Source organism: Clostridium sp. (assembly GCF_032552055.1).
GTDB lineage: Bacteria > Bacillota > Clostridia > Clostridiales > Clostridiaceae > Clostridium.
The window spans coordinates 1-15125 of the sequence record NZ_JAWGSV010000054.1; the positions used below are offsets into that span (position 1 = coordinate 1).

Consider the following 15125-nt stretch of genomic DNA (forward strand, 5'->3'; position numbering starts at 1 on the left):
ATTGAAACTACTTCAATTAAAGATACTAATTTATATGTTTATACAAGAACAAATTTTGATTTTTTTAATAGGACTTTCTTTATTGGCGGTATATTCCTAATTGTATTATTTTTGATTATATCTTATTTAATGCTTCTAATATCTAAGAAGGTTGCTAATAGCAAAACCATAACTATTAATGAAATTGTTAAGGCTATAGAAAGTATACAGGAAGGTAATTTAGATACAAAGCTTGAAATTCAATCAGAAGATGAATTTGGAATTATAGCTAAAGCCTATAATAATATGTTGATAGATATTAAGAATCTAATAGAAAGTAACAAAGAAGAAGTATCGCTAAGAATGCAAAGTGAAATAAAGCAGCTAGAAGCTCAGTTTAACCCACATTTCTTATTCAACACTTTAGAAACTATAAGAATAATGATAAAGCTAGATAAAAATGTAGCTAGTGATATAATAGTGAATTTATCTTCTCTTTTAAGATATAGCATAAATAATGAAATACATTCAGTTAAGTTAATTGATGATATTCAATATATTAACAATTATTTAGCAATACTTAAGTACAGATTTGGGGATAAGCTTAAATTTGAAATACATATAGACGATGAAGTTAAGGAGGCTGTAGTACCTAAGCTTATACTTCAGCCAATTATAGAAAATGCAATAAAGTATGGATTTGAAAAAAAATCAACTATAAATATTTATATTAGTTCAATCATAGATGTAGAAAAAATATATATAATTATAAAAGATGATGGAAGTGGTATTAGCCAAGAAAGAATGAATTATATTAATGAGTTGTTAGAGAAAAAGCAAAATGATACATATACAATAGGCTTGTATAATGTGCAGAAACGATTAAGACTAATTTATGGTGATGAATACAATATCATTATAGATAGTATTGAGGGTAAGGGAACTACTATAAAAATTGTTCTACCATATATAAAAAAGGAAGTGTAGCAATGTATAAATTAATCATTGTAGAGGATGAAGAAATAATCAGAAAAGGATTAGTTCATACTATTGATTGGTTAACTTTGGGATTTGTTGTTGTAGGAGAAGGAGAAAATGGGAAAGAGGGTATTAAATTAATAGAGGAGTTGAAGCCTGATTTAATAATAACTGATATTAAGATGCCATTTATGAGTGGATTGGAAATGTTGGCTTCATTTAATAACAATGAAAACTTTGAAAGTATAATTTTAACTAGCTATGGTGAATTTGATTATGCAAAAATGGCAATATCAATAGGAGTAAGCGACTATATATTAAAGCCTATAAATGAGGAAGAACTCTTTAAAATAGTATCAAAAATTAAAAAAAAGATAGATGAAAGAAAAGCTTATGAAGATATAAGAAATTATACGACTAATAAAGAAGATATGGAATTTGCTAATCTTAAAATATATATTGATTCTAAGGAAATAAATACTTATGTAAAGTATGCAATTAATAAAATTAAAGAAGAGTATAGTGACAAACTTAGTATAGAGATGCTAGCAGATGAGCTTGGAGTAAGTCCAAGCTATTTAAGCAGAAAGTTTAAAGAAGAAACATCATATACCTTTTTAGATATGCTTAATAAATATAGGATACAAAAAGCTATAGAATTGATGACAAAAGAAAGAGGTAAGTATAGGGTTTATGAGATTGCTGATATGGTTGGCTTCGGGGAATATAAACATTTTTGTTCAGTTTTTAAGAAGTATACTAAGTTTGCGCCTAAAGATTTCATTAAAGCTAAAAGTATAATAATAAATTAATTTCTTAAGAAGTTAATGAAATTGAAAATTATTATTGAATTTAATCATTTTAATTATATAATATAATTACTTTCATAATTTGAATTTTAAATACTTATATTTAAGAGTTAATCTACAGAAGGGTTATCTTATAAATTGATGTTATATAGGATTGAAATTATTGGAAAGTAAAGTGTTATAATTAATTGTTCAATATCATTAAAAAGGACAAAAAATAGGAGGAAAGCAAATGATTAGAAAAATAGGTAAGATAACATTATATGTAAGTGATCAAGAAAGTGCTAAAAAGTTCTGGACTGAAAAATTAAACTTTGTAGTAAAATTTGAGCAAGCAATGGGTCCTAATATGAAATGGATAGAAGTAGGCCCAAGTGAAGATGAATTTACAACTTTTGTTTTATATAATAAGGAAATGATGAAAAAACAAAATCCAAATACAAATGTTGAGCACCCTTCAATAATTTTAAGTACTGATAATATAGATAAAACTTATGAAGAAATTAAGAATAATGGTGTAAAAGTAGGAGAAATAATGAAAATGCCATATGGTTCAATGTTTAATTTCTTTGATGAGGATGGAAATCAATACTTAGTAAGAGAAGATTAATATTTCTACTAATATATTAAAGAGAAGATTGATTTATTTAGCTAAATAAAAAGGGGGGGGAAGCATTATGAAGAGTGCAGAATATTATATAGAAAATCTAAGCATGGAACCTCATATTGAAGGAGGATATTTTAAAGAGTCCTTTGTATCTACTGATGATATTAGGACGGATAAGAAGTTATGGAGTAGTATTTACTTTCTATTAATGACTGGTGAAGTATCAAATTTCCATAGATTAAAATCTGATGAACTATGGTATTATCATGATGGTGAAGCATTAACAATATATATGATAACAGAAGAAGGTAAATTAATAACAAAACAACTTGGGAAAAATATTGAAAGTGGAGAAGAACCTCAAGTATTAGTCCCAAAAGGATGTATTTTTGGTTCAGCAATGAATAATAATGGATACGCCTTGGTTGGATGTATGGTATCACCAGCATTTGAATATGATGAATTTGAGCTATTTACTAGAAAAGAACTTTTAGATCTTTATCCTGATTATAGAGATATAATTATTAAATTAACAAGAGAAAATAGATAGTTTTTATTATATTATGAAACGAAATTAAATTTTGGGGAAATTTATTACAATTTATAAAAAACTATACATAATTGTATAATATGGAGTGATATGTAGTGGTATAAGGAAATAGGGAAATGAGAAGAGTAAAGAGAAATCATTATATTATTATGTTAATAATCTTATTAGGATTATCTATAAATATGAAAAAGTTTCTGAGCAATTTTATTTAGGCAATGAAGTTTCAGGAAGTCTAAAATTAACTTTGTGTCATAATGAGATAGAAAATTGCATAGATATATTTTCTATACATAGTTTATAAATTTAAAGGAGCTGTCTGTGGCAGCCCCTTTTTATTGGTTTATAATTAATTTCTTCTAGACAAATGCTTTATAAATTGAATTAATACCTTTTTCAAAATCATCATTTTCTATACCTATAAGAATATTTATTTCACTTGAACCTTGATCAATCATTCTGATATTAACATTAGCTTCACTTAGTGAAGTGAATATTTTAGCAGCAACTCCTTTGTTTGAAGACATACCGTTACCAACAGTTGCAATTAATGCCATGTTAGGATGAACTAAAATAGAATCAGGATTGCATGTCCTCTTTATTTCATCAACTAATATTTCAGTTTTATTCTTAAGCTGTGAATCTGAAATTACAACACAAACTGTATCTATACCTGAAGGCATATTTTCATAAGAAACACAGTTTTGTTCTAATATAGATAGAACCTTTCTACAGAAGCCAAGTTCTGAATTCATCATTGCCTTTTCAATAGATATTACAGTGAAATCTTTCTTGCCTGCAATACCTTTAATAGGATTATTATAATCAGGCTCCATATCTTTAACTATAAGAGTTCCTGGATCTTCTGGCATATTAGTGTTCTTAATATTAATAGGGATACCAGCATCTCTTACAGGGAAAACAGATTCTTCATGTAATACAGATGCCCCCATATATGAAAGTTCTCTTAGCTCCCTATAAGTAATTTTATTAATTTGCTTTGGATTATTAACGATTCTTGGATCTGTCATTAAGAATCCAGAAACGTCTGTCCAGTTTTCATATAAATCAGCATTAATACTTGCTGATACTAAAGCTCCAGTTACATCAGAACCACCTCTTGAAAAAGTTATAATGTTGCCATCAATATCACAACCATAAAATCCTGGAATAACAGCTTTTCTACCATTTTCAAGTGCTTTTCTTAATGAAGTATAAGTTAGATTCCTATCAATACTTCCATATTTATTAAAGAAAATTACATCTTTAGCATCAATAAAATCAAAGTCAAGATAATTTGCAAGAATAATACCATTTAGATATTCGCCCCTACTTGCAGCATAATCTTTTGATGAACCATTTTCGATATCTTTTTTAATTTTGTCTAAGTAACTACCAATGTCTAATGATAAATCTAATTTTGATACTATTTTTTTATATCTATTAGCTATTAATTCAAAAACATCATCTAGTGGAATACTAGACTCAATATGACTTTGACAAAGATAAAGTAAATCTGTAACTTTAAAGTCTTTAGAGTGTCTTTTGCCTGGTGCTGAAGGTACAACTACCTTTCTATCAGAATTAGATAAGATGATATTTTTTACCTTCTTAAACTGATCAGCATCAGCTAAAGAACTTCCCCCAAATTTAGTAACGATTGTATTCAATTTTATAGCCCCCTTATAAATTGTATTTATTATATATTAGCAATTTTTTAACAAAATCTCGAATGAAATTTACTAAATCATTAGATAATTATTAAAATTTCTAATTCTAATAAATTAAATATTAAGTTTATATAGGGAAATATTATTAATACGATAATTAGTAAATGAAGTAGAAAAGTATCAATTAAAGTAAAATGAAAAGACATAATTATTGCAATAATTTAAAGATTCAACAAGTTACAACAAGAAAATATAAAATATAAAAAGATAATAATTAGAGAGAAAGTTAAGTTTAAGAAGAAAACTTTCAAATTTATATCCCTTTTTTAAGATAATGAAGGTTTTGTTATTATTAAATAAATTTTATAGGTGATATAATTAGTAAGATAGATAATTAAGGGGAGTGGAAATTGGATGAAGGTAATAAAAAGAGATGGTAGTATAGTAGATTTCGACAAAAGAAAAATAAGAGAAGCCATTAGTAAGGCTATGAAAAACGGAAGTGGAATCTATTTAGGGGATATAGCTAAGCTTATTGCTAGCGATGCTGAAAAGTACTTTTACAAAAGTGGTGAAACTCCAACAATATATAAAATAGAGGCCTATGTATATGATAGGCTTGTACATTACGGACAAAAAGTAACAGCTAAATCATATGAAGGATATAGAGCTGTCCAAGAGTTCAAAAGAAATACTAATACAACAGATGAAAGTATTTTATCTCTTTTAAATAAAACTAATGAAGATGTAATAAAAGAAAATTCTAACAAGAATTCAGTAATAGCTGCAACTCAAAGAGATTTGATAGCAGGAGAAGTATCAAAGGATATATCAAGAAGGAGATTAATTCCATCTCACATAGTTCAAGCTCATGATGAAGGTGTTATTCATTGGCATGATATGGATTATAGTTTATCTCCTATTTTTAATTGCTGTTTAATTAACTTAGAAGATATGCTAGAAAATGGTACTGTAATTAATGATAAATTAGTTGAGAGCCCAAAATCATTTAGCACTGCTTGTACAGTAACTACTCAAATAATCGCACAGGTATCTAGTAATCAATATGGTGGACAAAGTATTACTGTAAAACACCTAGCAAAGTATCTAAAAGTTACAGAAGATAAGGCATATAAACATTATTTAGAACTTTTAGGTGACGAGGAGCTTGCTAAAAAGTTAGCTTTAGATACTAAAATGAAGGAGCTTAGAGACGGAGTTCAAACAATTAGATATCAATTATCAACATTACAGACTACTAATGGTCAAGCGCCATTTAGTACTATATATTTAGAAATAGAAGAGGGACATCCTTATGAAGAAGAAATGGCTTTAATCTGTGAAGAGATGATTAAGCAAAGATTAGAAGGGATGAAGAATTATAAAGGTCAAGAAATTGGGGAAGCATTTCCTAAGCTTATCTACCTTTTAGATGAACATAACTGCCTTGAAGGTGGAAAATATGATTATATAACTAAGCTAGCTGCAAAATGTACTGCAAGAAGATTAGTTCCTGACTATCAATCAGCAAAAATTATGAGAGAAAATTATGAAGGAAATACCTTCCCACCAATGGGATGTAGATCTCATTTATCACCTTGGAAGGATGAAAATGATAACTATAAGTGGTACGGAAGATTTAACCAAGGTGTAGTAAGTATTAATTTACCTCAAATTGGAATTATTGCTGATAAGGATATGGAATTATTCTGGGATATGCTAGATCAAAGATTAGAATTATGTAAGGAAGCTTTATTAACTAGACATAAAATGTTACTTGGAACTAAATCAGATGTTTCTCCAATTCATTGGCAACATGGAGCTATAGCAAGATTAGAAAAAGAAGAGAGTATAGATAGCTTATTAAAAGATGGATACTCTACTCTATCATTAGGGTATGTAGGAATATATGAAATGGTTCAAGCGATGCTTGGAGAAAGTCATACTACTAAAAAAGGCGAAGAATTTGCACTTGCAGTAATGAAACATATGAATGAGACTTGCCAAAAGTGGAAAGATGAAACTGGTTTAGGATTTAGCTTATATGGAACTCCTGCAGAAAATTTAATTTATAGATTCTGTAGAATAGATAGAACTAAGTTTGGAGTAATACCTAATGTAACAGATAAGCTATATTACACTAATTCTTATCATGTTCATGTATGTGAAGAAATAGATGCCTTTAGTAAGCTTAAATTTGAATCACAATTCCATGGAATAAGTTTAGGTGGATGTATTTCTTATGTTGAAGTACCTGATATGAGTAAAAACCTAGATGCTGTTGAGCAAATTATTAATTTTATATATCATAATATTCAATACGCTGAAATAAATACTAAACCCGATGTATGTTATAAATGTGGATACACTGGAGAGATTAAACTTAATGAAGATTTAGTATGGTACTGTCCTTCTTGTGGAAATGAAGATGAAGCGGAAATGCAAGTTATGAGAAGAACTTGTGGATATATTGGAACTAATTTCTGGAATAAAGGTAGAACTGCAGAAATTGGCGATAGAGTATTACATTTATAAGGATGATTTAGTATGAACTGTGCTAAAATAAGAAAATTTGATGTAAGTAATGGACCTGGAATTAGAACTACATTATTTGTAAGTGGATGCACTAATAATTGTGAAGGTTGCTTTAATAAAGAGTTACAAGACTTTAATTATGGTGACAGGTGGACAAAAGAAAAGGAAGATGAATTCCTTTCCTTTGTTAAAAATGAAAATGTAGTTGGAGTAAATATTTTAGGTGGAGAGCCAATGGATCAAGTAAAAGATAAGGATTTACATAATTTACTTAAAAGAATTAAAGAAGAAACTAATAAAAGCATATGGCTATGGTCAGGGTATATATATGAAGATATTATTAGTGATTCAAATAAAAATGAAATATTAACTTATGTAGATGTATTAATAGATGGTAGGTTCCAGCTTGATAAGAGAAATATTTCTCTAAAATATAGAGGTTCAAGTAACCAAAGGGTTATTGATATAGCTAAAAGTAAAAAACATAATAAAGTTATAGAACTTGATATATAATATTAGGCTGTCCAAAGGACAGCCTAATTAATTAACAAAAATTATTTAAATTTTAAAACTCCAAAGTCGACTTGGCGATTTTGGAGTTTTAAGTTATATATAACTGTATTTTATTTAATAATCTGTAGTTTCAAGTATGTCATCAGCTAGTATATCTGTATTATCTTCATTAGAATAATACTTACTAGTATCAAAGGAATTTTCAGATTTGCTTATGATAATAGTGCAAATACAATCTCCCATAGTATTAACTGTACTTCTACACATATCTAATATTCTATCTATACCAAGAATTAGGCCTATTCCTTCTATTGGTAGGCCAACGGATTGCAACACCATTGAAAGCATAACCATACCAACACCAGGAACTCCAGCAGTTCCAATTGAAGCTAAGGTAGCAGTAAGAATAATGGTTAAGATAGCAGGTAGACCTAAGTCTACATTATATACTTGAGAAATAAAAATTGCTGCAACACCTTGCATAATAGCAGTACCATCCATATTAATAGTAGAACCTAATGGAATTGTAAAAGATGAAATAGAATTATCAACGCCCATTTCATTAACTGTTTCTAAAGTAACTGGTAATGCAGCATTACTAGAAGCAGTTGAAAAAACTATTGAAGCAGGTTTAATAAATTTCTTTAAAAAAGGTTTTATGCTTAACCTTGTAAAAAGTTTGAACATACCTCCATATACAAAAACAGAATGGATAAGTAGTGAAAATAAAATAACAAACATATATTTTAATAAAGGAATCATTGCGCTAAATCCCATAGTTGCAAAAGTATTAGTCATTAAAGCAAATACTCCAATTGGTGCAAAGGACATAACTATTTGGACAATTTTCATAATAACTTCATTTAATGATTCAAAAGCATTTTTAATTATTTCAGCTTTTTTACCAACTAAGCTTATTGCAATTCCTAATAATATTGAAAAGAATATGATTTGAAGCATATCCCCATTAACTAATGAAGCAATAGGGTTTGTAGGTATTATATTAACTAGAATATCTATAAAAGAATTATTTTGAGAAATCGTTGGCTCAGTTACTAATAGATGTGACATATCTAAGCCAATACCAGGTTTAATAGTTAATGAAAGAATTACTCCTATAGTAATAGCTATACAAGTGGTTGAAATATAAAATAAAAAGGTTTTAACTCCAACTCGTCCTAGCTTTCTTATGTTATCAGCAGAAGCAGCTCCACAAGTTAATGATACAAATACAAGCGGAACAACCATCATTTTTATAGAGGATAAAAAAATATTTGATAAAACCTTTACAAATCCGTTTAAGATAATAGTATCTTTAATAAAATTAGATCCTATCCTTTGAACTAATATGCCAAAGGCTGCTCCTAAAAACATAGCTAAGAATATTTTCTTTGTTAAACTTAATTTTTTTTTCATAAAAACTCCCCTTTAAATTTAATTGCCTTAATTTACCATAGTAATATTATGATATATATTTCCAAGTTTGACAAGCTCTTTTTAAAAATAAGTTGTCAGATTCAAAAAAAATTATACATAGTAGTATAAAATGTAAAACAATATTTTAAATTTCATATTTTTGTAAGTTTGTATAAAAGGATTTAAATATATGGACAAAAACATAATAATCATTTAATATATATTATATGGAAAATATTTCCTAAAAGATTTTAAATTGGATTATGGAAACGTTTTCTAAGTTCTTTGAAAATTTAATAAAAGGAGGGTTATTATTATGAAGGGGAATAGCTTTTTGAAGCACAAGTCTAAACTAGCTATATTTACAGTATTAATGTTTTTATTAACACTTATACCTGTACCTAATATTGTTGTTAAAGCTGATGCTACTATAACAGAAAAGGTAAAAATAAGGTTTTTAAAAGATGATGCTGACTATACTGGCTGGAATTTATGGGCTTGGTGGTCAGGAAACAAGGGCAAAGAGGTGAGTTTTACTCATGAAGATGAACAAGGGGTTTATGCCGTATTGGATGTTCCAAATGACTCAGAGTTTGGATTCAGTGTAAGAAAGGGAGATTGGGAAGCAAAGGCAACTTCTAATGTTATATATGACTTATCAAAAGGACCTAGTGAAATCATAGTAACTGCAGGGAAAATAGATAAGGATAATCCAGAACCAAAGAATATAGAATACACAGATTTATATAAAGACTTTGATAAGATTAATATTAAGGTTAATTATAATAGATTAGATAAAAATTATGAGGATTGGCAACTATGGAATTGGATAGAAGGTGGACAAGAGGGTTCAGAAGATACAGTAGTGAACTTTAGTGAAACTAATGATTATGGTAGTGTTGGGAATTTAAGTTTTAATAATATAACTAAAAGCAATAAACAAGTAGGAGTTATTGTTAGAAAGGCTAAGTGGACAAGCGAAGAGGGGAAGGATAAGCTTATAGATTTAGCCTATTTAGATTGTAATGGCAATTTAGAAGTTTATTATAAACAATTTGATGATACTACTTATTATTTAGAACCTAAAATTGAGGAATCTGATATAGTAGCTGATGAACTTATAAATCAAAATGGTGGCGATAATACTTGGTATATTCCTGGTCTATTTGGGAATTGGAATAGTTCAAGTGATGAAATTAAAATGAAGCATTTAGTAGATGGATTTTATGAATATTCAGTAGTATTACCAGCAGGAAACCATGAATTTAAAATTGTAAAGAACGGAACTTGGAATGGATTTTCTGATGGTGGAAATAACTTTAAAATTAATTTAGAAAAAATCACTAAAGTTAATTTCTATGTTAATGATAAATTAAATGAAGCAAGAATTAATATTCCAGGAGTTAATAATTTAAAAGAATATGTTCCAGAATTAAGTAGTGAAAAATGGCCAAGATTAGTGGGAAGCTTACAACATGTATTTGGAGAAACTGATTGGTCACCAGAAACTGCAAAGCAAATGTTTGTAGATTACTATTTCGATGGAAGTATTTATAAGATTCAAAGAGAATTACCAGTAGGAAAATTTGAGGCTAAGGTAGCTTTTGGTCCAAATTGGGATGAAAGTTATGGGGCTACTGGTGCAACACAAGATAATTTAATAATTAATACTTTAGATAAAGCTGATGTAATATTTACCATAGATTACAAAGGAAATAAGTATTTAACACATAACTACACACCTAAAGAAGGAAATTATGATGGAATTATAGATAAGTCAAAGATAATATTTGATTCAAGAAGTATAACTTATAAAAAACCTTTTGGAGCTATTAAAGAAGAATCAGAAGATTTAACACTTAGAATTGGTGTTGCAAAAAATGATGTCCAAATGGCTAAGGTTGAGCTTACTGATGGTAATGGAGTAGCAAAAAACTATGATATGAGAAAAGCAACTACTATAGGAGAGACAGATTACTATGAAGCTACAATACCTAAAGTAGATTTTATTGGCATTGGTATATGGGGATATAAATTCATCCTTGTAGATGGTGTAACTAAAATTGAATATGGTGATGATAGCATGAGTGGAGGTACAGGATCAGCAGTTGATGAAGGTGCGCTTCCATTTAATTTAACAGTTTATGATAAAGATTATAAAACTCCAGATTGGATGAAAAATGCTACAGTATATCAAATCTTCCCAGATAGATTTTTCGATGGAAATGAAGAAAATAATAGAGCAAAACTTATAGATGGTTATCGTGGATATACTATGAAGGATGGAACTATAGTTCCTTTTGATCTTCAATACTTTGATGGAGGAGTAGAAAATGATCCAGCTAAAGATAAGGTTTGGGGAAGTTGGAGTGACTACCCTGAAAATCCTAGACAATCAACTCCTGAAAATAAACCATATTATCCTAATGCTAAAACAGATGATGTATGGTCAAATGAATATTATGGAGGAGATATTCAAGGAATAGAAGAAAAACTTGATTATTTAAAGTCTATTGGAATTACAGCTATTTACTTAAATCCAGTAGCTTGGGCTTCATCAAATCATAAGTATGATGCCACAGATTATAAGCATTTAGATCCTATGTTTGGAAAACCTATTTATAATAAAGAGGGAGATTCTACTTCAGGATTAAATTATGAAAAAACTAGGGCAGCTTCAGATAGAATTTATCAAGCATTTGCAGATGCAGCTGATGAAGTTGGAATTGACCTTATTGCTGATGGTGTATTTAATCATGTTGGCGATGATTCAATTTACTTTGATAGATATGAAAAGTATCCTGAAATTGGGGCTTATGAATACTGGAAGAGAGTTTGGGACAAGGTTAATGATGGAAAGACACAAAAAGATGCTGAAAAAGAAGTTGTTAAAGAATATGAAAGTCAAATTAATCCTTTAACGGGTAAGAAGTACTCTTATCCAGAAGATTTTAATTATACAACATGGTTTAAGGTTGAAAATAAGTGGGTAGTTAAAGATAAGGATGGAATTAGCTTAGAAGAAAAATATCAGCATTATCAATATGAAGGTTGGTGGGGATATGATTCATTGCCAGTAATGGAATCAAAAGAACCACAAGATGATGATGATTTAGCCTTAGATGGTTATCATGAATGGAATAACATTGATTATAGAGAAAATGTTATAGGTTACGATTTATCAGGATTAAGTGATGGAGAAGCAGAAGAAATGATGAAAACTGCAGCATCACAAAGATGGATGTGGATGGGAGCAAGCGGATGGAGACTAGATGTTGCTCCAGATGTATCTACAGGAACATGGCAAAAGTTTAGGGAATCCGTTAAATCAACAGTAGGAAGAACTGATGTAAATGGTAATATTATTGATGATCCTGTGATATTAGGGGAAGAATGGGGAGTTGCAACTCACTATTTATTAGGAGATCAATTTGATTCAGTTATGAATTATCAATTTAGGGCTGCACTTCAAAATTATATTATTAATGGAGATGCAATAACATTTAATAATGCTCTTGAAACAATTAGAGAAAACTATCCTAAAGAAGCATGGCAGGCAATGTTAAACCTTGTAGATTCTCATGATACTGTTCGTAATATAACTAAAATTGATAATCCAACTTGGGAAGAAGAAAATACAAAAATAGCTCCAGAAGCTAGTGATAGAGCTTTAAAACTACAAGAATTAACTGCAATATTCCAATTAGGTTATGCAGGTGCTCCAACTATTTATTATGGTGATGAAGTAGGGGTTACAGGAACAAAGGATCCAGACTCAAGGAGAACATTCCCGTGGGAAAGAGTATCTGAGGTTAATGGAGAATATAGCGGAGTTGGAAGGTATGAAAACTTATTTGATGTATATAAAACTGCTGCAAATGTAAGAAATGAAAATTTAGATATCTTTGCAACTGGAGATATTTATAGTGCTTATGCAGAAGGAAATGTTATAGCATATGCAAGAAAGAGTGAAGATAAAGGTGGATTATTAGTTATTAATAAGGAACCTTTAGAAAAGACAATAGAAGCAAATGTAGCAGGATTTTTACCGGATGGATTAGAATTAAAAGATGAGTTATATGGAGATATTACTGCTAAGGTTGAAGGTGGTAAAGTTAAAATTACTATACCAGCAGAAACAGGATTAATGATGGTTTCAACTAATAAAATAAATAAGGTAGATAAGGTTGAAGGTTTAAAGGCAGTTGCTGAAGAGGGAAAGGTAACATTAAGCTGGGATCCAGTAGCTGGAGCTAATAAATATAATATATATAGAACAAATTTAGAAGGACAAAGCTCAGTGTTAATTGGTAGCTCTGATAAAAATAGTTATGAAGATATAGATGTAGAAAATGGTGTTAGATACTATTATTATGTTACAGCTTTAAAAAATGGTGGAGAAAGTGAATTTAGTAATTCAGTTACAGCACTTCCTTCATATAATATTAAATCAATTTCAAAACCAAGTTCTATTAAAGATGTTACTCTTGGAGTTGGTAATAAAACTGATGAAATAACTGTTAAAGTTTCTATACCAAGAATAACTGATAATGATGAATATGCTGGAAAGGATATTCCGAATTTTGAAGCTAGGCTTATGTATTATAAAGATGGATCTTTAAAGGAGAATGCAGATAGCACTAAATTAAGATATAAAGAAGATTCAAAGGAGGATGGCACTAAGATTTACTTTGCATCTTTTGAGCCTACAGAAGAAGGCATTTATAAATACTATGCAAAGGCTACAACAAATTCAGGAGATACTTATGTAGAATCAGAAGTATCAGAATTTAAGGCAATTAGAAATGAAGATGATAACTTAGTAGTAGAAGCACCTATTCTTAATGATATATTAGTTGAATCTAATAGAGCAAAGCTTGAATGGGTATCAAATGAAGAAAATGTTGAAGGATATGAAGTTTATCGTAAAGAGGCAGATGGTGAATATATTAAAGTAGCTGTTTTAGATAAATCAGCTAGAGAATACACTGATTTTGCTGTTAGTAATGGCAAAAAGTATTCTTATAAGGTAGCAGCATATAATAAATTCTATAATAGAGCATATTCAGAAGAAAAGAATGTAACACCGACTTTAGTTATGGTTGATGTAACATTAAGACTTCATATTCCAAATTATACACCTGTTACTGATGACATCTATATAGCTGGTGATTTTAATGGATGGAATGCATCAGGTGGAAAGTTAAATGTACCAAGTGGAGCTACATCAAGAGATATAGTAGAATATAAATTTAAAATGATGGCAGGAAAGAGTATTCAATATAAATATACTAGAGGATCATGGGATACTGAATCATATACTAGTCATAGTCGTGAAGCAAATGACACAGAAGATTATGGTAACTGGGCATATAGTTCTACAGATACTAATATGAAATTAACTGTTCAAAATCAGGGAGGTAACTCAATGGTTATTGATGATTATGTATTAGGATGGGTAGACATGCCAATGATAATTACGATGCCTAGAATATCTTATGGAGAAAATATTGAATATGAAACAACAGATGAAGAATTTACATTAAAGGCAAAAGTTCCATATGGAGTTGAATTTACTATAAACGAGGAAGATATTAATACTTTATATCCTAATGCTATGGATAAATTTGGGAATGTATATGTTGAAGGTATTAAATTAAATCCAGGATTAAATGAGTTCAATATTCATATAGAACCAACAGAGAAGACAATTAATTTACCTTGGTACACTGATGATGGTAGGGCCTCTCAGGCAACTAGGGATGTAGTAATGAAGATTAACTATAAAACAGATGGTAATCAAGAAGAGATTAGTGTAACTGGAGTTTCATTAGATAAGACTTCTGTAGAATTAAAGGTAGATGAAGAGCTTAAATTAATTGCTAGTACTTTACCTGAAAATGCAACTAATAAAGAAGTGTCTTGGACAAGTAGTGATGAAAAAGTAGCCAAAGTAGATAAAAATGGAAAAATAACTGCAATAGCAGAAGGAAAGGCTACAATAACAGTAACAACTAAGGATGGAGGATTTACAGCTAGTTGTGAAATAACAGTACTTCCAAAGGGCGAAG

General features: G+C 29.3%; 9 protein-coding genes. 7 read left to right on the forward strand and 2 right to left on the reverse strand.

The window, feature by feature from the left end:
* The 4 genes from E6248_RS05845 to E6248_RS05860 all read left to right on the forward strand — a co-directional run.
* A partial coding sequence (locus E6248_RS05845) for a histidine kinase (RefSeq protein ID WP_316339882.1) occupies window positions 1–966 on the forward strand: 966 nt, incomplete at its 5' end.
* 2 nt (window positions 967–968) lie between these two features.
* Window positions 969–1769 (forward strand): response regulator, encoded by an 801-nt coding sequence (locus E6248_RS05850; RefSeq protein WP_316339883.1) that lies wholly within the window; start codon window positions 969–971, stop codon window positions 1767–1769.
* A gap of 229 nt (window positions 1770–1998) precedes the next feature.
* The gene (locus tag E6248_RS05855; RefSeq protein ID WP_316339884.1) at window positions 1999–2376 is read left to right on the forward strand and encodes a VOC family protein; all 378 of its coding nucleotides are present in this window, start codon (window positions 1999–2001) and stop codon (window positions 2374–2376) included.
* Window positions 2377–2443: 67 nt separating this feature from the next.
* Window positions 2444–2923, forward strand: coding sequence for a cupin domain-containing protein (locus E6248_RS05860; protein ID WP_316339885.1), 480 nt, complete (start codon window positions 2444–2446; stop codon window positions 2921–2923).
* A gap of 356 nt (window positions 2924–3279) precedes the next feature.
* On the opposite strand, the gene E6248_RS05865 is transcribed toward E6248_RS05860, so the two are convergent.
* Window positions 3280–4590, reverse strand: a complete 1311-nt coding sequence (locus E6248_RS05865) for an aspartate kinase (RefSeq protein ID WP_316339886.1) — start codon at window positions 4588–4590, stop codon at window positions 3280–3282.
* 414 nt (window positions 4591–5004) lie between these two features.
* Here E6248_RS05865 and nrdD point away from each other — a divergent pair, with 414 nt between their 5' ends.
* Complete coding sequence (gene nrdD, locus E6248_RS05870; RefSeq protein WP_316339887.1) at window positions 5005–7125, forward strand: anaerobic ribonucleoside-triphosphate reductase; 2121 nt, start codon at window positions 5005–5007, stop codon at window positions 7123–7125.
* A gap of 12 nt (window positions 7126–7137) precedes the next feature.
* Window positions 7138–7638 (forward strand): anaerobic ribonucleoside-triphosphate reductase activating protein, encoded by a 501-nt coding sequence (nrdG, locus tag E6248_RS05875; protein WP_316339888.1) that lies wholly within the window; start codon window positions 7138–7140, stop codon window positions 7636–7638.
* Window positions 7639–7752: 114 nt separating this feature from the next.
* On the opposite strand, the gene E6248_RS05880 is transcribed toward nrdG, so the two are convergent.
* Window positions 7753–9054, reverse strand: coding sequence for a dicarboxylate/amino acid:cation symporter (locus E6248_RS05880; RefSeq protein ID WP_316339889.1), 1302 nt, complete (start codon window positions 9052–9054; stop codon window positions 7753–7755).
* Between the two features lie 316 nt (window positions 9055–9370).
* Here E6248_RS05880 and E6248_RS05885 point away from each other — a divergent pair.
* Window positions 9371–15125 (forward strand): alpha-amylase family glycosyl hydrolase (locus tag E6248_RS05885; protein WP_316339890.1); only part of this gene is annotated, 5755 nt, incomplete at its 3' end.